General features: G+C 43.8%; 20 protein-coding genes, 4 tRNA genes and 1 pseudogene. 20 read left to right on the top strand and 5 right to left on the bottom strand.

The features are described from left to right. Positions 1 to 553: 553 nt before the first annotated feature. The 17 genes and pseudogenes from AC0J2X_RS18230 (at position 554) to AC0J2X_RS18150 (ending at position 16682) form a co-directional block, all read left to right on the top strand. A complete protein-coding gene (locus tag AC0J2X_RS18230; protein ID WP_014950849.1) occupies positions 554 to 1081 on the top strand; it encodes a hypothetical protein in 528 nt (175 codons plus the stop codon). A gap of 347 nt (positions 1082 to 1428) precedes the next feature. Then, positions 1429 to 2994 carry a methyl-accepting chemotaxis protein gene (locus tag AC0J2X_RS18225; RefSeq protein ID WP_069945018.1) on the top strand — a complete coding sequence of 522 codons (1566 nt, stop codon included), beginning with the start codon at positions 1429 to 1431 and terminating at the stop codon, positions 2992 to 2994. A gap of 172 nt (positions 2995 to 3166) precedes the next feature. Beyond that, positions 3167 to 4198 carry a UDP-N-acetylmuramate dehydrogenase gene (gene murB / locus AC0J2X_RS18220; RefSeq protein WP_014950847.1) on the top strand — a complete coding sequence of 344 codons (1032 nt, stop codon included), beginning with the start codon at positions 3167 to 3169 and terminating at the stop codon, positions 4196 to 4198. After that, a complete protein-coding gene (birA, locus tag AC0J2X_RS18215) occupies positions 4195 to 5181 on the top strand; it encodes a bifunctional biotin--[acetyl-CoA-carboxylase] ligase/biotin operon repressor BirA (protein WP_039222269.1) in 987 nt (328 codons plus the stop codon). The genes murB and birA overlap by 4 nt, the downstream gene beginning before the upstream one ends. 148 nt (positions 5182 to 5329) lie before the next feature. Next, on the top strand, positions 5330 to 6088 hold the full coding sequence (locus AC0J2X_RS18210; protein ID WP_014950845.1) for a type III pantothenate kinase: 759 nt from the start codon (positions 5330 to 5332) through the stop codon (positions 6086 to 6088). Positions 6089 to 6197: 109 nt separating this feature from the next. After that, a tRNA-Thr gene (locus AC0J2X_RS18205) sits at positions 6198 to 6273 on the top strand. Positions 6274 to 6280: 7 nt separating this feature from the next. Next, positions 6281 to 6365: transfer RNA gene (locus tag AC0J2X_RS18200), tRNA-Tyr, on the top strand. A 33-nt stretch (positions 6366 to 6398) separates the two neighbouring features. Then, positions 6399 to 6473 (top strand) — tRNA-Gly (locus AC0J2X_RS18195). A gap of 7 nt (positions 6474 to 6480) precedes the next feature. Continuing rightward, positions 6481 to 6556 (top strand) — tRNA-Thr (locus tag AC0J2X_RS18190). A 67-nt stretch (positions 6557 to 6623) separates the two neighbouring features. Next, positions 6624 to 7808 (top strand): elongation factor Tu, encoded by a 1185-nt coding sequence (gene tuf, locus AC0J2X_RS18185; protein ID WP_014977498.1) that lies wholly within the window; start codon positions 6624 to 6626, stop codon positions 7806 to 7808. A gap of 413 nt (positions 7809 to 8221) precedes the next feature. Continuing rightward, on the top strand, positions 8222 to 10780 hold the full coding sequence (locus AC0J2X_RS18180; protein ID WP_472996273.1) for a sensor domain-containing protein: 2559 nt from the start codon (positions 8222 to 8224) through the stop codon (positions 10778 to 10780). Between the two features lie 172 nt (positions 10781 to 10952). Further along, positions 10953 to 12305, top strand: a complete 1353-nt coding sequence (locus AC0J2X_RS18175) for an alkaline phosphatase PhoX (protein WP_472996272.1) — start codon at positions 10953 to 10955, stop codon at positions 12303 to 12305. A gap of 273 nt (positions 12306 to 12578) precedes the next feature. Beyond that, positions 12579 to 12755 (top strand): hypothetical protein, encoded by a 177-nt coding sequence (locus AC0J2X_RS18170; protein ID WP_155279885.1) that lies wholly within the window; start codon positions 12579 to 12581, stop codon positions 12753 to 12755. Between the two features lie 7 nt (positions 12756 to 12762). Then, positions 12763 to 13230 (top strand): annotated as a pseudogene (locus AC0J2X_RS18165) (catalase-related domain-containing protein); the annotation flags it as partial. 161 nt (positions 13231 to 13391) lie between these two features. After that, positions 13392 to 14006 carry an ankyrin repeat domain-containing protein gene (locus AC0J2X_RS18160; protein ID WP_472996271.1) on the top strand — a complete coding sequence of 205 codons (615 nt, stop codon included), beginning with the start codon at positions 13392 to 13394 and terminating at the stop codon, positions 14004 to 14006. 359 nt (positions 14007 to 14365) lie between these two features. Then, the gene (locus AC0J2X_RS18155) at positions 14366 to 15418 is read left to right on the top strand and encodes an aldo/keto reductase (RefSeq protein ID WP_187447298.1); all 1053 of its coding nucleotides are present in this window, start codon (positions 14366 to 14368) and stop codon (positions 15416 to 15418) included. Positions 15419 to 15527: 109 nt separating this feature from the next. Then, positions 15528 to 16682, top strand: coding sequence for a Na/Pi symporter (locus AC0J2X_RS18150; protein WP_014977486.1), 1155 nt, complete (start codon positions 15528 to 15530; stop codon positions 16680 to 16682). Between the two features lie 93 nt (positions 16683 to 16775). Here AC0J2X_RS18150 and AC0J2X_RS18145 read toward each other — a convergent pair whose 3' ends face one another. Further along, on the bottom strand, positions 16776 to 17939 hold the full coding sequence (locus AC0J2X_RS18145) for a DcaP family trimeric outer membrane transporter (RefSeq protein WP_472996270.1): 1164 nt from the start codon (positions 17937 to 17939) through the stop codon (positions 16776 to 16778). Between the two features lie 244 nt (positions 17940 to 18183). Between AC0J2X_RS18145 and acs the strand changes: the two genes are divergently transcribed. Continuing rightward, positions 18184 to 20130 carry an acetate--CoA ligase gene (acs, locus tag AC0J2X_RS18140; protein ID WP_278347150.1) on the top strand — a complete coding sequence of 649 codons (1947 nt, stop codon included), beginning with the start codon at positions 18184 to 18186 and terminating at the stop codon, positions 20128 to 20130. An 18-nt stretch (positions 20131 to 20148) separates the two neighbouring features. Next, the gene (locus AC0J2X_RS18135) at positions 20149 to 20793 is read left to right on the top strand and encodes a response regulator transcription factor (RefSeq protein WP_014950824.1); all 645 of its coding nucleotides are present in this window, start codon (positions 20149 to 20151) and stop codon (positions 20791 to 20793) included. Here the strand turns inward: AC0J2X_RS18135 and AC0J2X_RS18130 are convergent. Genes AC0J2X_RS18130 through rimK form a run of 4 tightly spaced genes read right to left on the bottom strand, consistent with a single transcriptional unit; the run spans position 20753 to position 24248 of the window. Next, positions 20753 to 21751 carry an amino acid ABC transporter substrate-binding protein gene (locus tag AC0J2X_RS18130; protein ID WP_472996269.1) on the bottom strand — a complete coding sequence of 333 codons (999 nt, stop codon included), beginning with the start codon at positions 21749 to 21751 and terminating at the stop codon, positions 20753 to 20755. The genes AC0J2X_RS18135 and AC0J2X_RS18130 overlap by 41 nt on opposite strands. A gap of 59 nt (positions 21752 to 21810) precedes the next feature. Continuing rightward, entirely contained in the window at positions 21811 to 22245 is a 435-nt protein-coding gene (locus AC0J2X_RS18125) for an ATP-dependent zinc protease family protein (RefSeq protein WP_014977481.1), read from the bottom strand. 17 nt (positions 22246 to 22262) lie between these two features. After that, positions 22263 to 23294 (bottom strand): succinylglutamate desuccinylase/aspartoacylase family protein, encoded by a 1032-nt coding sequence (locus tag AC0J2X_RS18120; RefSeq protein WP_472996268.1) that lies wholly within the window; start codon positions 23292 to 23294, stop codon positions 22263 to 22265. Between the two features lie 48 nt (positions 23295 to 23342). Further along, positions 23343 to 24248 carry a 30S ribosomal protein S6--L-glutamate ligase gene (gene rimK, locus AC0J2X_RS18115; protein ID WP_061095924.1) on the bottom strand — a complete coding sequence of 302 codons (906 nt, stop codon included), beginning with the start codon at positions 24246 to 24248 and terminating at the stop codon, positions 23343 to 23345. Positions 24249 to 24787: 539 nt separating this feature from the next. Between rimK and AC0J2X_RS18110 the strand changes: the two genes are divergently transcribed. Then, on the top strand, positions 24788 to 25411 hold the full coding sequence (locus AC0J2X_RS18110) for a mechanosensitive ion channel family protein (RefSeq protein WP_110289492.1): 624 nt from the start codon (positions 24788 to 24790) through the stop codon (positions 25409 to 25411). Positions 25412 to 25437: the final 26 nt, after the last annotated feature.

The following is a 25437-nucleotide window of genomic DNA, read 5'->3' as shown; positions in this document are numbered from 1 at the left end:
AGTGTGGGGCTTCCCCATGTGAGAGTAGGACACTGCCAGGTCCCAATTAAAGAAACCCGCCTAACGGCGGGTTTTTTTGCTTTCCGCAGAAAGAAAAATAATGGGGTCAGAGTACATTAATTCCCACTCCCCCCTGCAAAACCTCAAATTGGGTCAGAGTACTTTATTACTTTAAACATCAGAACATAGTCATTCCCTTACCCCCAGTGCCGCTAAATCAGTGAAATGTACTCCGCCTCCATTTTTTTAGAGAAGTAACAATCTACTTTGACACCCAAAAAAAGTCGAGTTACCCTTCGGCCGTTTTCAGTGCTTAGGCAGTGCCAGAAAGCATTTCATAAATAGCTCACCACAAAAATAATAAAGGGGTCAGAGTACTTTTTAATAAAGGGGTCAGAGTACTTTTTGGCTCTCACTCTCGCTAAAAAAAAATGTACTCTGACCCCATTATTCGAGGGATCAATGCTGTGGACTTGTTTGAATGTATAGAAAAAGCGACAGGTTGAAAAATAATCGGTATGGTATAAAAACACTAAACAGCTAGGAAGTTTGTATGTCAGCCTTACCATTCAATAATAACCCAGCTTATTTGCGGGGTAATTTTCAACTTGAACCAGTGGCCGCTCTATTAAAGCTGCATGCAGAACTTGTTTGCTTTCTTCTAATAGCATTCTTCTTTGTTGGTAATGCATTTATTGAAAATAGTGAAAAAGAGCGGGTCTTGGCTAATCCTCAGAAAAATGACTTTTTCTATATTGATTATAGAGCTATAGATCCTTCATCGGATGCTCGATTTCGCTATGTCCCCCTGAAATTACTTAGTGTTGATGATGATACTCTTACTTTTAAAGTCGGAAACATTGCTCACACAACACCTGTCTCGCCGAGTCAACATGCGAAATTTGATAAAGCGTTATTACTGCGCAATTACTATCGTGTTGATAACCTTGTGCTTAGCAAAACAAAAGTAAATGACTTGGTTACTTCTGGTGCCATTTACGATGCTAGGCGGCCTCGAAATATTTATATTAACGGTTGGATGGTTTTGCACCTTAACGAGTTAGTACCAGATAACAGTTAGTAATAAAAAAGCCTTTATAAGCGATAGAGTCTAAGTAAAGTAGACTCCTTACGAGTGAGGCAACATGTACCTTGAAGTGTTTATTTTATTTACTATGAATACAATACTCAGCCAATAAAGTACTCTGACCCCATTACTATGACCCCATTACTAATGGGGTCAGAGTCAATCTACTCACTTCATTAATCTGACAACTCGTACCTTGAAGCGTTTATTTCATTTGCTAATGAATGCAATGCTCACTTAATAAAGTACTCTGACCCCATAACTAATACTATCCGCTTATGGATAATTGGTTTAAAACGCTTTACATTTTAGAAGTGTTAATAAAATGTTAAGTGCGCATGATGAAGTATTTAGTTTTAGCTGTTATTGCCGGTCTCGTTAATGTAGTGATGTCTTTTGTCACTTCACATCTACTAATCTCTACAGTTGCTACGTTTCTTACTATCCTTTTCGCGGCCTTTATTATTGAGAAGGTATTTCAAAACCAAAATATAGCCGCTAGTAAAATTGTTCTAACTGACGATTATAAGAACAATGCACACAGCAATGATGCAACGAAAGTTAGTCATGCCGCGAGCAACATTGCAATTGGTGGTGCTTCTATCTCTTTCTTTTTAGAACAGTTATCGAAAGCATTTAATGAGCAAGTCGCGAACATCGGCGAGATGAGCGGTAGACTCCAACAGTTAGAAGTCTCCTCAACTCAGTTAGATGAGCTTGCCAAGAATGCTGCATTTTCTATGAATGAATCTGACGAGAAAACGCAGTTCGGCAGTACGTCGTTAAAAGAAGTATTAAGCCAGCAACAGCAGCTGGTTAAAAACATAAATGCGTCATCTGAAGCGCTTACTACATTAAAAAGTAAGGCCGAGGGAATAAGTACAATAACAAACACCATTAACCAATTAGCCGATCAAACAAATATGCTAGCGCTTAATGCGGCTATTGAAGCTGCAAGAGCGGGAGATCAAGGACGTGGTTTCGCCGTCGTTGCTGATGAAGTACGAGAGCTTGCCAAGAAAACAACCGATGCCACCTCAGGAATTGAAAGTTTGCTGCAGGATATGAATACAAGTAGCCAGGCCGCAGTGGCTACTATGGAAACGGTGCTTAACTCTAGTGATAACATGAATGTGAAATTAAAGGAGAGCGAAGAAGCTATCTCACACTCCAGTATGCTCTCTACAAAAGCCCGGGAATCGATGGGCGCTATGCAAGCAATGGTAGAAAATAATGCAGAACATAGCGCAGGTATAAGTACCAATATACTTCAGTTGCACACGACGACAGAAAAATTAGAGCACGACCTCACTGATGTTTCTACTCAGGCGCTATCACTGAGTAGTCAAGCTGAAGATATTTTCAGGCTGCTGGAAAGCTTCGACGTTAATGATCGAAACAGCGAAGTTAGAGACATTGCAGTAAATGCAGCTAAAACTGTTGGAAAGCGTTTCGAGCAAGCGATTTCAGAAGGGAAAATATCGGAAGCAAAGCTGTTTAATTTTGACTATTCACCTATACCGAACACTAATCCTATAAAGCACACAACACCTTTTGATAAGTTCACCGACGACGTACTTCCCGCTATCCAAGAACCTTTATTAGAAACACATAGTTTCATTATTTATGCCGGCGCAGTTGACGTAAATGGTTACTTTCCTACCCACAACAAGAAGTTTAGTCAGCCCCTTACTGGTAATTACGATACGGATTTAGCAAATAACAGAACGAAACGGATATTCGATGACAAAACCGGAAGTCGTTGTGGCAGCAATACCTCTACTTTCTTGCTACAAACTTACAAACGAGATACAGGTGAGGTCATGCATGATCTATCTGCACCGATATATGTGAACGGTAAACATTGGGGAGGGTTTCGTATTGGTTATAAAGCCAAAGAGCAGTAAGTTCTCTGTATTTACGTATAAGCGCTAGCTTCCGTTTTCTCACTTTAACGAATGAAAGTGGTAATGCTCTAGCGCTTAGCAATATTGGCAACAATATTATTCCTTCTTTGCGCTTTTATTTGCTGCTTCGTTACCCTACCATTAGCGAATTGTTCGCAGTTCGTAAAACTCTATGCCTTCACTACAACCATACAGCACATTTGGCCTCGCCGCTTCTTGTGATTCTATCCAGTCGTTTAGCGACGTTACTTCATTCCTGTCTATCTTCAAAACTTCTAAAAACAATAACAAAGCCATTTATATATTGGGCGGTGGAAGCAATTCAGTCTTCACTGACGACTTTGACGGTACAATTCTGGTTAACGAGATTAAGGGAATAAGCCATTTTGATACTGAAAGTCACCACTACTTACGGGTAGGTGCAGGTGAAAACTGGCATGACTTCGTCACTTTGTGTATGAAAGAGAAGTGGTATGGTTTCGAAAATCTCGCCTTAATACCAGGTTCAGTAGGCGCATGCCCAATTCAGAATATTGGTGCGTACGGACGGGAAGTGAATACGTTAATCGACAAAGTAGAGTGTGTATTTCTTGAAACCGGCGAGCAGGTATTGTTGGGCAACGAAGACTGTCAATTTGGCTATAGAGACAGTGTGTTCAAGCATGCACTAGCGAACAAAGTGCTAATCACTCATGTAAACTTTAAACTGCCCAAGCACTACGAACTCGAGACCAGCTATGGCGAACTAGCGGCACTCACTGAGCCTACACCAGAAAAGGTGTATAGTAAGGTAATAGAAATTAGGAAGAGCAAACTTCCCGATCCTGCCGAGCTAGGCAATGCAGGAAGTTTCTTCAAAAACCCAGTGGTTTCAAAAGCAGTGTTTCAAGCGATTGCACAAGACTATGATTCAGTGCCCCATTTTGTGGTGCACGGAGGTGTTGAGCTGCCAGCCACTGAAAAAGAACAAATAAAAATTCCTGCCGCGTGGCTTATCGACCAGGCAGGTTTTAAGGGCAAGACTTTGAATAAAGTACGATGCCACCCTACACAGCCATTGGTACTTACTAACTTAGGTGGTGCCACCGGAAACGATGTAATAACCATGGCAAAAGATATCATAGCAAGCGTACAGGGTAAGTTCGGCATACAGCTTGAGCCAGAAGTGCGCTTATTAGGAAGCAAAGGACTTATTTCGCTATGAGACAAGCATCAAAAGCTATAAGAAAACATATACTCGCTTTGTTGTCCGACGGCCAGTTTCACTCAGGGGAAACCATTGCACAGCAAGTGGGCCTTTCGCGCACAGCAGTTGCAGGGCATATTTCCCAACTCGCCGATTGGGGATTAGATGTATTCAAAGTAAAAGGTAAAGGCTACCGTTTAGAACGAGGGTTTCCATTGTTAAGCGCCGACAGCATTAAACGTCATTTAGGCAATACAAAACGAGCGGTTATTGATGTGGAATCAGTATTACCTTCCACCAATACGGAAATGAAGAAGCGTATTGCCAGCAAACGAGAAGATCTTGAAAACGGCGATGTCGTTTTTGCTGAAATTCAGACCGATGGACGCGGTAGACACGGGCGCTCATGGTTAGCGCCAGTTGGCGGAAGTCTAACTTTTTCTATGTACTGGTCTTTTCCCGACGGTTATCAAAGCATGGCAGGACTTTCTTTATTGGTAGGCTTGGCAGTTTGCGATGCACTTAAAGAGTTTGGCGTAGAAGACGCCGAGCTTAAATGGCCGAATGACATTTATTTGCAAGGTAAAAAGCTTGCGGGCGTACTTATTGAAGTAGAAGGGCAAATAGGCGCTACAGCGCATAGCGTTATCGGCATAGGTTTAAATGTTTGCGTACCCGATAATCAATATGATGTTGGTCAACCTCATAGCGATCTTGCTTCTTATTTAGGCACTATCCCAGATAGAAATGCTTTAGCGGCGGAAATTATTAAATCGCTATGGTCTTATTTACCGAAATTTACCCAGCAGGGCTTCGGGCCATTCACAGCATATTGGGAAGCGCTCGACTTATACGCCGATAAACGCATTGTTTTACAAATGGGTGAGAAGCGTTTTTCCGGAATTGATAGGGGAGTGGACGCCAGCGGCGCGCTTCTTGTTGAAACGCAAGACGGTATTACCCGTTTCCACGGTGGCGAAGTTAGTCTTAGAGGCAATTAACTTTTTATTTTTGTTTTACTTTATAGCTGAGCTACGAAGATTTTGGCCATTATTTATAATAAAAGTACTTCGTAGTTCATCTTTGTGATTTTTAAATAGCATTTTATCCGTTCGTTTTACGCATTGCTTTGCGATTGAAACCAAAAATATGAACAACATTGAAGAAAACCACGTCATATTAGTGGATATCGGTAACACCCGAATAAAATATTCACTGCTTTGTCATGCAGAAGAAGAGCCTAATGCATGCGAAGATGCCAATTCTCTCTTCTCTTTTATCGATTCTCAGAAAAAAATTTCCCATTTATATATAGCTTCGGTAAGAAATCAGGAGCTGGTTGATGAAATATCCGCCATGTGTAACGAGCGAAATATTATTTTTGTAGAAAAGCACACCGAGAAAGAAGCCTTCGGCATAAAAAATAGTTACGCGAATGTTCAAAAAATGGGCGTTGATAGATGGCTTGCCATGGTCTGTGCTGCAGAAAAATCAAAAAAAGCATTTTTTGTTATGGATGTAGGTACGGCAATAACGGTTGATTTTGTGGTGGATGGTCAACATTTAGGCGGTTGGATCGTACCTGGATTTCAAGTAATGCGTAATGCATTAGTTGCCTCAACTAAAAAAGTGTTCGCGAATGATGAAATTCCGACCACCTTTGGCGTGGGGACCGATACAGAAGATTGTGTGGCAACAGGGTGTCATGCTGCCCTATATGGTGTTTATTTGAGCGCGGTTGATTACATATCAAGCAAACAAACCGAATTTGACATAATTTTAGGGGGTGGAGACAAAAAAGTGTTTGCATTCTTAAAATCTGCTGATAACATGCGCCTCGCTCATTTGGTGATGCAGGGTCTTGCCCGCTACGCTCGAAGTGAACTTCTAAAGGGAACATCGACGTAAGTTTTTGATTAGTTGAAAAATTGGTCAAAAAAGAAAATTGAAAAATTTTCAAAAAGACACTTGCACAGAGTTAAACAATACTCTAGAATGCGCACCCACTTGATGTAGTGCCGACTTAGCTCAGTTGGTAGAGCAACTGACTTGTAATCAGTAGGTCGCCAGTTCGATTCCGGCAGTCGGCACCATCAATCTGGAGGGGTACCCAAGCGGTCAACGGGAGCAGACTGTAAATCTGCCGGCTCAGCCTTCGCAGGTTCGAATCCTGCCCCCTCCACCACTTTCTCTATGAGGTGGCCAGAGAATTAGGATTGCGGGCATCGTATAATGGCTATTACCTCAGCCTTCCAAGCTGATGATGCGGGTTCGATTCCCGCTGCCCGCTCCAAATCAGTGCTGATATAGCTCAGTTGGTAGAGCGCACCCTTGGTAAGGGTGAGGTCGGCAGTTCAAATCTGCCTATCAGCACCAGTTTATTTCTCCCCAGCTCATGTAAAATTTCTAAATTTTTTAATGTAACTTTGCTGGGATAATAGAAATGGCAAAAGAAAAGTTTGAACGTACGAAACCCCACGTAAACGTGGGTACAATCGGCCACGTTGACCACGGTAAAACTACCCTAACTGCAGCTATCACTACAGTTCTTTCTAAAACTTACGGCGGTAACGCACAGGCTTTCGATCAAATCGATAACGCGCCTGAAGAGAAAGCACGTGGTATCACCATTTCTACTTCACACGTAGAATATGACACTCCTACTCGTCACTACGCACACGTAGACTGCCCAGGACACGCTGATTACGTTAAAAACATGATCACTGGTGCTGCTCAGATGGACGGTGGTATCCTAGTAGTTGCTGCGACTGATGGCCCTATGCCACAGACTCGTGAGCACATCCTACTTGGTCGTCAGGTTGGTATTCCTTACATCATCGTATTCATGAACAAGTGTGACATGGTTGACGATGAAGAGCTTCTAGAGCTAGTAGAAATGGAAGTTCGTGAACTTCTTAACGAATACGAATTCCCAGGTGATGACCTACCAGTTATCCAAGGTTCAGCTCTTAAGGCGCTTGAAGGCGACGCAGAGTGGGAAAAGAAAATCATCGAGCTTGGTGAAGCGCTTGATTCATACATCCCAGAGCCAGAGCGTGCAATCGACAAGCCGTTCATTCTTCCAATCGAAGACGTATTCTCAATCTCAGGCCGTGGTACAGTTGTAACGGGTCGTGTTGAGCAAGGTATCATCAAGGTTGGTGAAGAAGTAGAAATCGTAGGTATCAAAGATACTACTAAGACTACTTGTACTGGTGTTGAGATGTTCCGTAAGCTTCTTGACGAAGGCCGTGCAGGTGAGAACGTTGGTGTTCTTCTACGTGGTACTAAGCGTGACGAAGTTGAGCGTGGTCAAGTACTAGCTAAGCCTGGTTCAATCACTCCACACGTTAACTTCGAAGCAGAAGTATACGTACTGTCTAAAGATGAAGGTGGCCGTCATACTCCATTCTTCAAAGGCTACCGTCCACAGTTCTACTTCCGTACAACTGACGTAACTGGTGCTGTAGAGCTTCCAGAAGGCGTAGAAATGGTAATGCCTGGTGACAACCTTAAATTCAAAGTTGAGCTAATTGCTCCGATCGCGATGGAAGAAGGTCTTCGTTTCGCAATCCGTGAAGGTGGTCGTACAGTAGGTGCTGGTGTTGTATCTAAGATCCTAGACTAATCTAGACTTAGCAACACAAGGTACAAAAAGCGCACTTAGGTGCGCTTTTTTATGCCTGCGATTTAGAACGTCACTCCCTCGCAATCTGCATAACAGAAAGCTTTGGGGAGAGAAGGAAACACGCCGTAAACTTATCCTTCTTTTTAAGTAAGAGCTTCGACACCGCCCCTCTGGGTTGGAGAGTATCAGAGGACACAGCACTCACTCCCTAATACAGAAATAACTTAAGGCCCGGCGGGTTCTATGTGGAAGCGGACAAACTTATTTCAAAATGACTAGGTTCGAGGCTAGCCTTAATCGCAAGTTGAGCTATGCTTAGGTATTGATAAATTTGAAACTTATCGTCATGCCTTTCTTCCGTCAGTGCGAAGTGGCAAACTCCATTTTAATGTTTTATCAAGGTTTTATAAGTAATGTCATTCGAGTCAGTTTTAAATGAATCGGAGTTCAGCACAATTGTTTTGGAAAATCGTAGTGCTTATGAGCAAGATTTATTAGGGTTTAACGAGTTACTTCAGGCTGACTATCTTTTTTTAGGCGTTAAAAAGGCGGATAAAATTTCCGTATTAGTAGGGCTCGCACACGACTCTCCAATTTCACAAATTGAATATGACCTGAAGGGTTCGCCTTGTGAAAGGGTCATGCAAACTGGGCCGTGTGGTTACAAGTCAGACATCTGCGAGCAGTTTCCCGATGATCAAACCCTTAGTGAGCTTAATGCGCAAGGTTACTTGGGTGCGGGCCTCTTTAACGAGAATAATCAAAATATTGGTGTACTCGTTGCTATTTTTAACACTCCCAAACAAGACATCAATGAGTGGTTACAGGTTTTCTCACTTCAGGCTAAGTTGTTTTCCACTCAGCTGCAGAAAGACTTTCTCGCAATAAAAACCGCGCATAACCTAAGCCTCATAGATGAAATAAGCCGTATGTCGAAAACAGGGTCATGGGAGTTTTACCCTGAAACTGAAAAATTAATATGGTCATCAGAAACATACCGTATTCACGGTTTACCCGTTGGTAGTGCCATAAATGTCCAGAAAGCCATCGACTTTTTCGCCCCAGGCTATACCGAGGAGCTAATGCTTGCATTTGATAACCTCCGTAACAACCAACTGCCCTATGACATTCAGTGCAAAATTATCGATTCGTCAGGCACTACTCGATGGGTAAGAGCCTCTGGGAAAGCGGAACTTTATAAGAATGGCGCAGTGAAGCGTCTTTTCGGTGCATTTGAAGATATTACTGAATATAAAACCGCGCTTACTCTCAATGAAGAGCGAGCGATGAAAATTCAAAGTATTTTGAATAATATCAATGATGCTGTAATTAGTATCGACGTCAAGGGCACAATCACACATTGTAACGACATTGCGCTTAAAACGTTTGGTTACACGCGAAGCGAGTTAATCGCTCAGTCTGTAGAGATTCTAATGCCAGAACCTTATGCGTCTAACCATACTTTTTATATGCGCAATTATATGGAGACCGGGGTAGGTAAAATTATAGGAGTAGGTCGTCAGCTTCCGGCTAAGCGAAAAAACGGCGATATATTCCAGATGGAATTGTCATTGTCGGAGAGTTGTGACCAGGGTGAAAGGGGATTTATAGGTGTTATACGGGATATTAGTGAACGTATAGAAGCGCAGGATACCATTTATAACCTCGCTTATACTGACCCTGTTAACCGCCTTCGAAATCAGCAGTGGTTCCATCAACGCTTTAAAGACTTGATGTTACGCGCATCGGTAAAGCAAGAATATATACATATTTTGTTGTTAGATATCGATAATATGGCGCAAATCAATACGCGTTTCGGCTTTGGTAACGGCAACTATGCTATAAGAAAGATTGCAGAGCAGTTGCTTTTTGTCATCGGCCACGATTATGAAATTTTTAAATACGGCGGTGATAGTTTTGTCGTACTGTCTAAAAAAACCTACATAAAAGAAGACCTTCATAAATTTGATGCTAACTTAGTGGAAAGCGCACTCCTTAGTCCACGTCATTTCGATATTGTCATAAATAAAGTGAAATGCTCTCTTACTGCGTCACTTGGCAGTGCTATCTTTAACCCGCAAGGTCAAAGCTTTGAGTCAATCATCAATGTAATCGAACAGGCTGTTAAAAGGGCAAAAAGGTCGGCACCTTTTGGTCTTTGTCATATTTCAGAGGATGGGTTTAAAGAGTTCGACCGTTATTTAGATATAAAATCTAAGCTTGAACAAGCGATAGAACGCGATGAATTATCAATAGTACTTCAGCCTCAAGTTACCCATGATGGAACGGTTTCTTCTTTCGAAGCGTTGGTGCGGTGGTACTCGAAAGAGTTAGGTCCAGTAAGCCCAAGTGAATTTATTCCTATTGCCGAAGAGAGCTACGCTATCTACGAAATAGGTGACATAGTGTTAAGAAAAACGCTGAGCGTTATTAGTAACTTCGTGAAAAACGGTTTAAATACCACTATTGCGATCAACATAAGCGCTAGACAAATCGTTGTGCCTGACTTTATAAATTCGCTACTTTCTCGCGTAAAGCAATACGGCATTCCACCTCACATGTTAATGCTGGAATTAACAGAAACCGCTTTAGTGGTGGATATTGAGCTGGTTAAGGAAACCATGCTTGAACTCGCAAGATTCGGTTTTCGCTTTTCAATTGATGATTTCGGTACCGGATATTCCAGTCTTGCATACCTGAAAGTTCTCCCAATCAGTGAGCTTAAAATAGATAAGTACTTTGTGGACGACATAGGAAAAGACTTTGATGGAAAAGCAGCGCAGATTGTTGATGCAATTATTGAAATGGTCAAAGCACTGAATGTCACATGTATTGCAGAGGGTGTAGAGAGTGAAGAGCAGCTAAAATACCTAATAGGTAAAGGCTGTGAAAAATTTCAAGGCTATTACTTCTCAAGGCCTGAACCGGAAGCACATTGGGCGGGAATCAATGAAAACACAAAACTGCCCTAAATTTAAAGAAAGTTTGCAATTATCCGCTATTGGCTAGCCAAGTCTTGATCGTGTTCTAGGTTCTCTTTTTCACCTGAAAAAGCGGCTCTCTTGTAAGTTTTATAAGCTCCTTTTGTCATACTGTAACAATACCGAGTTATAATTTTTGAATTTAGTGCTGTGAGAGACTTTGATGATAACACGACGCCAGTTTTTAGTAGGCTCTTTGGCATTTGGTGGCCTAGCGACCAGTGCTTTTGGTAAGAAAATAAATTTGGCGTCTATGCCGATTAGTGAAGGCTATGGTGCACTAGTCGCCGACCCTCAAAAGCTGCTCGATTTACCTAAAGGCTTTAGCTATAAGGTTATATCAAGCCTTGGAAATAGCATGTCTGATGGTATGCATGTACCTGACAGAGCGGATGGCATGGGGTGTCTTCCTATAGAAGGTATTAGCGACAAAGTTGCGCTAATACGTAACCACGAACTGCACCCCAAACACTTAAGTGCTCAGCCACAGTCTATTCAAAAGCATACCAGCGAGTTGGCCTACGACAACTATCATAGTGGGGTTGCTTTACCAGGCGGCACCACAACCATGGTGTATAACCTTACCACCAAAACGGTAGAGCGAGAGTTTATCAGTCTTGTTGGAACGGTAAGAAACTGCTCGGGCGGCATTACGCCTTGGGGCACGTGGCTAACGTGTGAAGAGTCCGTAGACCGACCTCATGGCCCGAACGGTGATGTGGTAAACAAAGATCACGGCTACATATTTGAAGTACCTGCAAATGCTGACTCACTCATTGAAGCTAAACCACTTAAAGCAATGGGGCGCTTTAACCATGAAGCGGCATGTGTTGACCCCAAAACAGGCATTGTTTACCTGACTGAAGATCAGGGTGACAGCTTGCTATATCGCTTTGTGCCTAACGAGTACGCTAACTTGGCAGCTGGCGGCCAATTAGAAGCCCTGGTAGTAAAAAACAAACCTCAGTTTGATACACGTAATTGGAGTTCCACAACTATGCCATTAGCGACGTGGTTCGACGTTGAGTGGATAGCATTAGACAACCCAGAAAGCCCGAACGATGACTTACGCGCTAGAGGATATGAGAAAGGTGCTGCCTTATTCGCTCGCGGTGAAGGTATACATTGGGGTGAAAATGAGCTTTATTTTTGCTGTACTAATGGTGGCCAAAAGCAGCTCGGTCAGGTGATGAAACTTGTTCCTTCTGCAGATGGTAAACAGGACAAGCTTCAGCTATTTTTAGAAAGTGAAGACAAGAACTTATATAATTTTGGCGATAACCTAACCGTATGTCCAAACGGGCATCTATTGGTGTGCGAAGACCAATATACCGACATTGTTGATAATCATTTACGCGGTGTTACACCAAATGGAGAAGTGTATAACTTTGCAAAGCTCCATGCGCAAACTGAACTTGCCGGCGCGTGTTTCTCGCCCGACGGCAATACGCTTTTCGTGAATATTTACTCTCCAACGAAGACCTTAGCTATAACCGGGCCATGGCTTGAAGGTTAGAGATCAGAGGTTGGAGACCAGATATTACGGTTATCTAGAAAACTGGCGTCATTTATTCTCATTACTTTAAAATGGCGCCGTTATCCCCCAAGTGTGAACTGCAAATTTCTATCAACCTTTCTTTCGTCACGCATCATTTACTTACTTTCATACCTTTTCTCAATTAGCTAGCATCTTTACAATCAAATAAATTAATTATTTGAATCGTTTTAACCCGTTTTAATAGCTTTGTTCAATTAATGATAATGCTCTCAACTTAAGAAGGAGAGCCAAATGAGCGCACTATTAAAAAAGCTAACAACGGCGAATAGCCACCGTGTTTCCTCCACAACTAATCAACCCATTCGAACGCAATGCAATTACGCTGATAACTATTATGGCGACCAAGTTTGCGTAGAAGTCAAAGCCCCTAAACCTCGTACCAACCTTCATGTGGGAGTACAACTGTGAGAACCTCAAAAATGCGGTTATCAATAACCACGAGCAACATGGTCAGCTGCGTACAACTAGCACTAATCGCGATGTGAATTATCAGCCAAGTCGACGTCTTGATCTTAACGAAGACCCAGCGTTCCGTTACTCAAGCAAACCGCTTGCAGGTATGACGCAACAAATTCCGTTCTACAAAGAGCAGAACTTTAAACAAGCAGGGGAGTTTTTCAGAAAGCTAACCAAAGAAGGCCAGCAAAACCTGATTAATAACTTAGGTGGAGCACTGGCATCGGTGCCTGAAGAAGAAATCCGCGTCATTATTAGTGCTTATATGTACAACGCAGATAAAGACTGCGGCAAAGGCGTAGCGAAACTAGCAAACGCACCAATGGCTAAAGTCCGTCAAACGGCGAAAGACTTGATGGAACAGCAGGCTGCACGTGCAGCTAAAGCGAAACAAGTTGCAGAAAGCCTGACGGCGCTAATGCAATAAACCAGAGCTACTAAAGTCAGAAGTACTAAAATCAGAAGTACTTAAGTCAGAAGCACTAAAAGGTGGGCTATTTATCGTTGGTAAATAGTCCACCTAATGCGTAGCTACCTAATCTCAAATATTACTTTTCACTTTTTGCGTCGATAAATAAAGAGGGCACAATGTCTATTTTTAAGCACTCACTACTATCAATACTGTTCGTTATTGTCACTCTAGTCAGCTTCGATGCCAGTGCTGTAACACAAGTAAATAGCGCGGTGGATAAACCTGCGCAATCAGCTTCGCTATCTATTAAAGCACTAAAAGTGCGGTATTTCGACGCAGCTAGAGAAGGCGACAGCACCCTGTTGCAAGCCTTTTATAACGCTGGGCTAGATGTAAACGTCGCAGATGAAAAAGGCTATACAGCACTTATTCTTGCGGCGTACCACGGTCACACTGACACCGTAAACTTTCTTATTGAGCAGGCGAAGGTAAACCCGTGTCAAGAAGACAACCGCGGGAATACTGCACTTATGGGCGCTATATTTAAAGGTCATGTTAGTGTGGCAAAGCAGCTGGTATTTGCCGATTGCGATATAGACGAAGAAAACGCAAATGGGCAAACGGCCCTAATGTTTGCAAGCCTCTTCGATAGACAAGAGATTGTAAGCAGCCTAATAGAAAAAGGCGCAAATCCTAAGCATGTAGATAAAGCTGGTAACTCAGTGGCAGATATAGCCTTGTCGCAAGGCAATTACGCGCTCGCTAAGGCACTGAACAAAGATAATAAGTAGCTTACCTCACCGGCTTTTAGTTGCTGCGCTCACGTCTATCGTGTTAATTCTGGTATTGATCAAGAGTTCTGCGACATTTCACCGAGCTTTTGTTAACTTTCTTACTTTCTTTTATCGCTGGAAGCGTCAGTATCAAATAATTAATACCAGAAAGTTAGGGGTTGCAGAGTTAAAATCACTCGCAGAATTGGCGAATGAAATGGTCGAGTCCAAAAGAGATATTGAGGCGCGGCTAGCAAGTGTAGAAGCCGAGTTGACCATTAAGAAAGCCTCATAAATACAGAGAGCATTTTTATTTCTTAAGCGGTCGACTTATTATTGCATCAATAAGGTATAAGCCAAGCAAGGTAGAAGCAAAAATGAAGTTTAACCGCTTAGGAAATAGCGACTTACAGGTGTCGGATGTGTGTTTGGGCACAATGACATGGGGCATTCAAAACACCCAGCAAGATGCAGACGAGCAAATAGCGTTTGCCCTGGATAAAGGTGTGAACTTTGTCGATACGGCGGAAATGTATCCTGTTCCCCCAAATGTAGATACCTATGGCGATACAGAGCGCATTATCGGTAATTGGATTTCGCGGAACGAATCAAAGCGCTCTGACATTGTTTTAATGACTAAAATTGCTGGCAGCGGTTTGAATTACATTCGAAACGCAGGGCCCATTACAGCTGACGCTATCGCAAACGCACTCACCTATTCATTAGAACGCTTAAAAACGGATTATATCGACGTTTACCAGCTTCATTGGCCGAATAGAGTTACACCTCATTTCGGTAAGCATTGGCCGGATGGTGCTGATCCAACCAAAACCAATCGAGAGAAAGAACTGGATGGTATGCGTGATATCCTTTCAGGCATTAAGCGCGCGCTGGATGAAGGGAAAATTAGACACTGGGGGCTGTCAGATGACACGCCTTGGGGCATTCACGCCTTTCTTACACTTTGCAAAGAGCTGGATATGCCGCTTCCAGTTTCTATCCAAAATGAGTTCAGTTTACTTCATGCGAAAGACTGGCCTTATTTAATTGAAATGTGTGAACTAGAGAACATTGCTTACCTTCCGTGGTCGCCGTTAGCAACGGGTATGTTAAGTGGTAAGTATCAGGATGGAGCCAGACCGGAAGGTAGTCGTTGGACACTAGCTCAGCGTATGGGGTTATTTAGAGATAAAGCGCCAGCGCAGGCAGCTACAGCTGAATATATGAAGATTGCAGAAAAAGCAGGAATAACACCTTCGCAGCTCGCGTTGGCGTGGTGTAAGCAAGTGCCTGGTGTTACCTCAACAATTATTGGCGCTACCACTGTGCCTCAACTTAAAGAAAATATAGACGCGTTTGATATTTCACTTTCGAAGGAAACATTAGACGACATTCACGGTGTACTAAGGCAGTATCCTTTAGGCTTCTAAGCGAATTTTTTCTTCCTAAGAATGGCGGGGTAGCACTTCACTCCCCCGTCATTTTTGTGTAATACGCACGTCATATTATGTGTTTTTCAAGTATGAATTTGTGCGTATTATGTCAATGATTGACCCTCAACTAGCCCAGAACAGCGTGCTAGAAAAAGCACATAACTGGCGTAAGTGGCTTCTTTTAGCCTTGTTAGTCTATGTGATGTTATTAGCTGTCAGCATGATTGGCAGCGGATTCAAATTTGCTACTGGCGACCACGCGAAATCTCTTTTTAGTTTTGCTTCTAATCCTGTCATGGGATTGATTATTGGTATGGTGTGTACCGCACTTATTCAGTCTTCAAGTACGGTTACCTCTATTATTGTCGGAATGGTAGCGGGTGGTTTACCCATAACTATCGCTATACCCATGATGATGGGCGCCAACATTGGGACCAGTATTACCAACACCTTGGTGAGCCTTGGTCATGTTGCAAAAAAAGATGAGTTTCAAAGAGCCTTCAATGCGGCCACTATTCATGACTTCTTCAATGTACTGTCGGTACTAATTTTCTTACCTCTTGAAATGGCGTTTGGTATTTTGGAGTTTTTAAGTGCCCAATTGGTTGCGCTTATCCATACAGGTGAAGCCATCGGTGTGTCTGGTGTTAATCCTATTAAAGCGATGACGCAACCGGTAACAGACATAGTTACACAAGCATTCTCCTTTTTACCTTCTATTTATCCGGGCGTAGCGAAAATAATTCTTGGTATCGGCCTTATTATGTTTTCAATTACCTACATGGGTAAAATTATGAAATCACTTATGGTAGGCAAGGCAAAGGCGTTATTGCATACCAGCATAGGAAAAGGGCCACTCTCTGGAATAACGTCGGGTGCTGTGATGACAGTGCTAGTGCAATCCTCGTCAACCACCACATCGCTCATGGTTCCTTTGGTTGGCAGTGGAATTTTAAAAGCTAAGGATATCTATCCGTTCACATTGGGCGCAAATATAGGCACATGTATCACTGCGCTTATCGCAGCGTTGGGTGTAGTGGGGGTTAATAGTGGATTTGCACTACAAATAGCGCTTGTGCACCTGATTTATAACGTTCTGGGCGTTACGCTTATTTACGGGCTGCCTTTATTGCGCAATATTCCGCTCAATTTGTCTTATCAATTATCAGTGATAGCGGCAGAGCGGAAAATGTACGGCGCAGCTTATATCGGTGGCTTATTCTTTATTATGCCTTTGGGTATTATCTTCACTACTATGTAGCTAATGTAGCGCGCCATTCTATTTTTCTGTATGCACAAAAAAACGGCGCTGATGAGCTCAGTGCCGTTTCTCTTTTTTAACTTAGTGCATGTATTAGAATGCGTATTTTGCTGAAACTTGGAAGCGGTTCATGTCGCCTTCAAGGCCGGCTTCAATTTCACGCTTTGCGAAAGCGTATTCAGCGCCAACGGTTAGCGCTTTAGTTGGCGAGTACAAGTAGTTTACACGTGTGCTATAAGTGCTTTCAGTGGTAGCTAAACCCGTTAATGATACGTCATTGTCTGCTTCAAACGCCGAGAACATGATGCTACTGCGCGCTTTTTCGCTCCACTTGTGACGATACGCAACGCCGTAACCTGTTGAGTCTATGGCTTCAAGGTCGCCGCTTTCGGTAAGTACTGCACCATTAACTGCGTTTAGCGCAGAGTATCTGCCTAAACCTTTACCCGTGTTGAACGTGAAGCGAATATCGTCGCCATTAGACAAATTGTATTTACCGGTTACCGATACACCAAAGCTGGTTTCGTCCGCATCAATGCCAGCGGCATTATCGTAAGACAACTGTCTTAATAAGCCCGCTACTTTTACATAACCCCAGTCATACTTTGACGTATAGGCAGCTACAAAGTCTGGAACGCTGCTGTCGTCACTCGTAATTCGGCTACCACCGCCAAATGGCGTAATGGTTGATTCTGGGTTTTCAAGCGCAAGCTGTAGGCCGCCGTTGGTATATCTCACCATAACTTGACGGGCAAAGGTGATGCCGTCAGTGGTACCAATAAAATCAAGTGATTCTGGTAATGAACCTACGTCCATAAAGGTCGTCCATGTTTGGCCCACCAACCAATTCTTGTAAGTTAAGTACGCGTGGCGTACTCGCGGAGTGTAGGAGTTACTGATGCGCTCATCGCCGCCATCGGTCACTAAAAAGTCGAGCTCGAAAACACCGTTAATGGTATCGCCTTCAGCGGTTGGTGTTGAAGTAGCAAAGCGGAATCGCGATGTTCTAATGTGAGCATCAAATTGTGGATCTTCGTCAACGCCACCAACAGGTGTTAGTGAAGGAATATAGAAATCGCGACCTACGCTACCCGATGCAATGGTGCCATCTGAGTAGTCACTGACCATAGCGTCGACTTTAATGTAGCCTGTGAATTTCACACTTGTGTCGCCGATTGTTGCTGCTTGCGCTGCACCGGTAGATGCTGCTAGGCACAGCGCTACTGCTGTAGCCGTATTTTTTATTTTAGCTTTCATCGTGTCTGTTCCAAAAAAGTGGTTAAATAAATGTAAATTCAACGTTAACATTGCTGATTGTGTACTTATTATCTCAAAATTAAATAAGCCAATGGTCGCATAAGACTATAGTCGTAATACTTTTCTAGTAGAACCTTAGTTGTATGCTGCTAAGACCAAAGTCTCATTTTGCTTTGTGGGTGAATGGCTAGAGTGTTTCACCATACAACAAGAATTTACATCATTGATATTGGAGGCAATCTATATGACCGCCAGCAAAACTTATCCTGTGCCTGAGAACATTCTTCAGTCTACCCATTTAACCGCATCTCAATACGACGAGATGTACAAGCAATCTGTAGAGCAACCTGAAGCGTTCTGGGCTGAGCACGCATCCATGCTTGAGTGGTATCAAAAGCCAACCAAAATTAAAAACACGATGTTTGGCGAAAACGATGTGTCGATAAAATGGTTTGAAGATGGTGAGCTAAATGCCAGCTATAATTGTATTGACCGCCATCTGGCTAACAATGCCACAAAAGTTGCCTTTCACTGGGAAGGCGACTCACCAGAAGATAGCCAAGATATCACGTATCAACAAGTACACTACGAAGTTTGTAAACTAGCGAATGCACTTAAAGATATGGGCGTAACAAAGGGTGACCGTGTCGCCATTTACATGCCTATGGTACCTGAAGCTGCCTATGCCATGCTAGCGTGTGCCCGCATTGGTGCAGTACATTCGGTGATTTTCGGTGGTTTCTCACCAAACGCAATTGCCGATCGTATTAATGATAGCAACGCGAAAGTGGTCATTACGGCAGACGAAGGCCGCCGTGCTGGAAGAAGCATTCCGTTAAAAGCGAATGTAGATAAAGCGCTGGCTGGCGATGCATGTCCATCTATCACTCACGTTTTAGTTCACAAGCTAACGGGTGGAGATGTTGATTGGAATGACAAGCACGATGTGTGGTGGCACGATGCTGTAGAGGGTAAATCTGCGCAATGTGAGCCAGAGGTTATGAATGCGGAAGACCCGCTGTTCATTCTTTACACATCAGGTTCTACCGGAACACCAAAAGGTGTAGTACATACCACAGGCGGTTATCTACTATATTCCGCTATGACCTTCAAATATGCTTTCGATTACAAAGACGATGACGTTTACTGGTGTACCGCTGATGTAGGCTGGATCACTGGCCACAGCTACATGGTTTATGGCCCAATGGTGAACGCCGCATCACAAGTGTTCTTTGAGGGTGTACCCACCTATCCAGACGTTAAGCGTATTGCTCAGGTAGTGGAAAAATACAAAGTAAATAGTTTATATACCGCGCCAACTGCGATCCGCGCATTAATGGCCCACGGAGATGTTCCAGCTGAAGGGTGTGATGTCTCATCGCTTCGTCTGTTAGGAACAGTAGGTGAACCTATTAATCCTGAAGCATGGGAATGGTACCACCGCGTAATTGGTATGAGCCGTTGTCCTATCATCGATACATGGTGGCAGACAGAAACAGGTGGACACATGATCCTGCCTTTACCTGGCGCTACGGAGTTGAAGCCTGGCTCAGCGACTCGTCCATTCTTCGGCATTCAGCCTGCGCTATTTGACGCTGACGGCAAAGAGCTTGAAGGCGTAGCAGAAGGTAACCTAGTAATTAAAGACAGCTGGCCAAGCCAAGCGCGTACGGTTTACGGCGATCACCAACGCTTTATTAACACCTACTTCAGCGCATACAAAGGTGTGTACTTCACCGGTGACGGTGCTCGTTGCGACGAAGATGGCTTTTACTGGATCACCGGTCGTGTAGATGACGTGTTAAACGTTTCTGGACACCGTTTGGGCACCGCTGAAATCGAAAGTGCACTTGTTGCCCATCCTAAAGTGGCTGAGGCTGCCGTTGTTGGCTTCCCACATGATATCAAAGGGCAGGGTATCTACGTTTACGTAACGCCAAATGAAGGGGTTGAAGCAGATGAAGCCCTTACTAAAGAGCTTAAGGCGTGGGTGCGTCAAGAGCTAAGCCCGATTGCTACACCTGATATGATCCAATGGTCTCGTGGATTACCTAAAACCCGCTCTGGTAAAATTATGCGCCGTATTTTGCGTAAGATTGCCGCCAATGAGCATGAGCAATTAGGTGACACATCTACGTTGGCGGATCCATCGGTTGTTGATACACTGATAGAGGAACGTCTAAATAAGTAGAAACTAAGGATATAGACAATGATAACCCTTCTAATCGCTGATGATCATCCGCTGTATCGCGATGCACTAAGAGGCGCGTTGTCGTTGTCACTTCCAGCCTTAACCCTCAAAGAGGCGGGAGACCTTAACACTACAGTCGATATTCTCAACAACGAGGATATCGACTTATTGTTGCTTGATTTGCACATGCCGGGTAGCAATGATTTGTTTGGTTTGCTGCATATTCGAAAACTCTTTCCCGAACTTCCTGTTGCCGTAGTCTCTGGCACAGAAGACACCACACTTATTTCAAAGATTATTAGCGTGGGCGCGCTAGGGTTCATCCCAAAAACTGCCAGTGCCCAGGATATTGCAAACGCCGTAGAAGCAATTCTGGATGGCGATGTATGGCTACCTGATAACTTAAGCGAAGACGTTGATGAGGTGAATGAAGAGTTCTCTGAATTAGCGGACAAAGTTGCCTCGCTAACACCTTCGCAATACAAGGTGCTTTGTTACATGCGAGACGGCTTGCTTAACAAGCAAATTGGCTTTAATTTAGATATCGCAGAGGCCACGGTTAAAGCGCATGTTACTGCTATCTTTAAAAAGTTGGGCATAAACAACCGCACACAAGCGGTACTTATTGCTTCACAACTTGAGTTGGAGCCGCCGGTTCAGTAACGTCGAACTTAAGCACGGCTTCTGAGGTAGCAAATTCCGGTAAGAACTTTTCCAATGCCAAGCGGCTTTGTTCACTTAGCAAAGGGTTGTCAATTTCAATAACCGTTCGCCCTTCGCTAAGTGCCATACCTTCTCTAAAGTTATCGTGAGCTAACAGTAGCTCCTGAAACTTACCCGTTTCGAAGAGCCTTAACAGGCCTTCAGCTATCCGCCCGGCTAATGCCTGATTGTCGCTTCCTACAAAGAAAAAGATGGGGCTTGGATACGATATTATAAGGTGTTCATCAATAGTTAGGCCGCGAGAAAGGGTTTTGTCTGAAAGCTCCTCTTTGATTTCCATTACGCTTCTTGGAAACATATCGGCGAAGCCTTCTGAAACAATGCGAAATGACGCCCGGTAGGTCGTTTCTAACACTGGGATATCGTTTGCGCGAAATATCTTCGTATCGGGCCAGTCGTAGCCCAAAACCGCGCGGTATGCTCGTAACGCGTTTAATGACTTTACTTCTTTAAGTCGCGTATCGCCTTCTCTGACCAGCAGTGCACGCTTACCAAAAAGACCCGCCATAATGGGAATGCGAATGGGCAGGAACTGACGTTCACGCTCTGTCGAGGTAACGCTCCACGTCACGTCTAGCATGTTGTGTTCAAGGCTGCGTAGTTGACGCTCTTGCGCCGTTTCTTGGTCGCTGACAATCAGTTCAAAAGAGCCGTATTGAGGTTCAGTAACGCGCAGTGATTCTGTGAGAAGACGTTTAGCGTAGGCGTATACGGCGTCTCGCCCAGGATGAATATTTGGCAGGCGGAGAACGGTGTGAGGTAAGTCAGTACTTACCTCGTTTGTGTTTTGCTGCTGCGCATTAGCACTCAATAGTGTAAATACACTCAACAGCAGAGAGGCAACACTTAGGGCTTTTTTCGTAACGTCCATATTTTGTATTTCATGCACTAAACGCATGCCTTACTGCAAGTTGCCGCAGGTATTAACGCTGAATATCCATTGGCAAACTTGTATTGCTAGTCTTTTCCCGTCAGCAAAAAGTCGTGCTCGGGGTCTACAATAAATTGACCCCTCATCGCTTCTCTTCCGAGCAGCATCAAATAGGTCATTTCAGAGCGGTCCGTTAGGGTTAACTGAATATCCCACTGGTACCCGTCCATTATTATAGGCGTAATTATAACATAGCGCTTCTCAAGTGTAGCCGTTGAGCTTTTTACGCGTTTTTGCCCTTCTACACGTGCTTCTCTGCGAACCACGCGTTCAACGTTGTGAATGTCCGGATGAATATCAAATTTAATCCATAATTCACCGTCTTGATCAAACTCTTCAATGTTGTCAACATGAAGTGAAGACGTTGCCGCCCCTGTATCAACGCGTACGTTCAAATCAGAGATGGCGAGTTTTGGTAAATCGCACAGCTCTACCGCACCAACAATTTTTTTATTGTTCATCAGTTTTTCTACCAATATTATAAAACAGGACCCTGTTCTGGTGGCAATAAATTGTCTTGTAATAATTCTACGTGTTCTGCAACAGTATCAGGCTCTGAAAAGTATGCAATGTGGTATACCGCTTCACCTTCTTGGGTAAGCGGAATATTTTGTTTACCAATTACAACACCTTCTGCAGGGCTTTCAAGGCTGTCTAAATAATTGCCAAACGGATCAGCAATAATGGCCAGTTTGTCACCTTTCTCAACATGGTCACCTAGCTGTGCTAGATGCGTCACAAAGCCACTTTCTGGCGCGCGAACCCATCCACTTTGGCGCGCTATAAAACGCTCGATACTGTGGCCCTTGCTGCGGCTTTTATTCAGCATGCCCAAATGACGCATGGTATTAATAATGCCTCTTACGCCGGCACGAATAGAAAACTCGTCATAACGTAACGCTTGGCCTGCTTCGTAAAGCAGAATTTTAACGCCACTTTCACTGGCCGATTCGCGCAAAGAGCCATCGCGTAACTCTGCGTTAAGTAGTACAGGTACGCCAAACGCTTTTGCCATTTCCAGTACTTCTGGGTCGTCTAAGTCAGCGCGAATCTGTGGCAAGTTACTACGGTGTATAGCGCCGGTGTGAAGGTCAATGCCGACATCGCACTTACTTACCACTTCTTTGAAAAACAAGTTGGCTAACCTACCAGCAAGCGAACCTTTTTTACTCCCTGGAAAACTGCGGTTCAAATCGCGTCTATCGGGTAAATAACGAGACTGGTTTAGTACGCCGTACACATTAACCATAGGCACCGCGATAAGGGTTCCTCTTATCCGCTCAATCGCTTTTGAGCGGATAAGTCTGCCTACTATTTCGATGCCATTTAATTCGTCACCGTGAATGGCTGCGCTGACGAACATAATGGGACCTGGTCGCTTTCCTCGTTTAACGTAAACCGGAATGCTCATATTGGTGGCCGTGTACAGCGGCGGCATTTCTAACTCAATCTTTTTTGTTTCGCCAGGAGCAATGTTTTCACCCCCAATTCTTAAAACATCATTTACCACTAACGTTTTCCTATATTTACGTTATTGCATAGCAAAGGGTAAAGGGCGCTAGCCCTTTCCACGGGTTTTTGTTTTGTGCGGCTCTGCACTTTTTTCAATGAACTCAATGATCATACTGGCGACATCTTTATTGGTCGCCTTCTCAATGCCTTCAAGGCCCGGCGAAGAGTTTACTTCCATAACGACTGGACCGTTGTTCGAACGAAGAATATCTACGCCACAACAATTTAGTCCCATCGTTTTAGCCGCATCTACCGCTGTTTTGCGTTCCGCTGGACTTAGGCGAACTAAACTTGCATGACCGCCACGGTGAAGGTTAGAGCGGAATTCCCCAGGTGCTGCTTGGCGCTTCATCGCTGCTACAACTTTTCCACCTACCACGAAGCAACGAATATCTGCACCGCCCGCTTCTTTAATGAACTCTTGCACTAAAATACTGGCGTTAAGGCCCATAAAGGCTTCAATGATCGACTCTGCCGCTTTTTGCGTGTCGGCCAATACCACGCCAATACCTTGCGTGCCTTCAAGTAACTTAATAACCACTGGGGCGCCGCCAACCGTTTTAATAACATCGTCGATTTTGTCAGGGTGGTGTGCAAAGCCTGTTCTAGGCATACCTATGCCTTTACGTGATAAAAGCTGCAATGAACGCAATTTATCTCGAGAGCGGCTGATAGCAACCGACTCGTTAAGGCTGTATGTGCCCACCATTTCAAATTGGCGAACGACCGATGTGCCGTAAAAGCTAACCGATGCGCCAATTCGCGGGATCACTGCATCGTAATAGGGTAGTCGCTTACCGTTATAGCGAACTGACGGTCGCGCACTGGTGATATCCATGTAGCAGTGCATGGTATCGATAACGTCAACCTGATGCCCGCGAGCCTGCCCAGCTTCGACTAAGCGTGAAGTAGAGTAAAGACGAGGATTTCTAGAAAGAATTGCAATGCGCATTATAAAAAAGCCTGTAGTTTGTGTTTTATTTTGTCGTTTTATCGACCAATCTATTACCACGTTAGAACGTGATGATACCAATCCGTATAGATAATTGCCCATTCAGAAGGCGCTGGCAAGTTTCCTAGCGAAGCGTGGGAATGCAGGAATGGCTGTTCCCTTTCAAATTCCCAGAATGAAGCTAGGAAGCTTGCCAGACCTTCCCGAAGGGCGAGTTTAAAATGTCCGTACTCTTTGTTGTGTCACCTTGATGTAGAACCACTATACCTGCGGTAACACGCCGCGATTACGAACATTTTAACTCTCGCTGAGTGGGTAATTATCTATGCGGACTGGTATTAATTAGACAAGTCATTTTTGCGCGCATACTAATGTAAGTGTTCGGGGGTGTCTTACGAATAATTCTTGTTGTGTCGATTGCTTTTAATGCATGAACTTGAGTGTTTTTCACGTTAGCATTAGAGCGCGTTGGCCTTTCTAACGTAAAATCAGAATTTAAGGTCAGTCTGCTTAACGAAAAAATGTAAGGATTTGGGTTAATGAATGAGTGGTGGCATGGGTTTTTGGCGTGGTTAACTCAGTACCAGTCAAATGTCGTGTGGAGTGGTTTGGTTTTACTAATTTATTTGGCGATGTCTCGTAAGTTGCTACCAAAATTAGAAACCAACATCGTAAAGTCAAAGCTAAAATCAAATAGTGCTATTAAAGGACTTTTTGCTGCACGGGTTATTGTCGCTACAGTATCGTTAGCCTTGTTGTTGCTAGCATGGGGGATCGATTTTTCTGGGCTCTTAGTGCTTTCCACTTCTATCATCACGGTAACCGGTGTTGCGCTTTTTGCTAGTTGGTCACTCATCAGTAACATCACTGCGTATTTTATTTTGCTCACAAACGTAGCGTATCGCAGAGGTAATTATGTGCGCATTCTCGACGGCGATAACTTCATTGAAGGTGTGATTGCCGATGTAGGGCCGTTTAGCACGCGCTTGCTTACCGCTGAGCGTGAAACCCTCATGTATCCTAATAACCTGATTTTAACCCGTCCTGTTTTGCTCAACCCTAAAGAGAAGTGGGGAGCAATGGGAAAAGTGGTGGCGAAGTCGAGCGTAGAAACGCAGGTGGTTAAAATTGAAGAAAGTAAACCACACGACGAATTACTCTAGACGTCTTTCTTTGCTTCCATATAGCG

It is taken from the genome of Alteromonas sp. R7 (assembly GCF_055755235.1).
The sequence above is the reverse complement of the archived record's forward strand: the minus strand, read 5'-3'. Positions and strand labels throughout refer to the sequence as shown.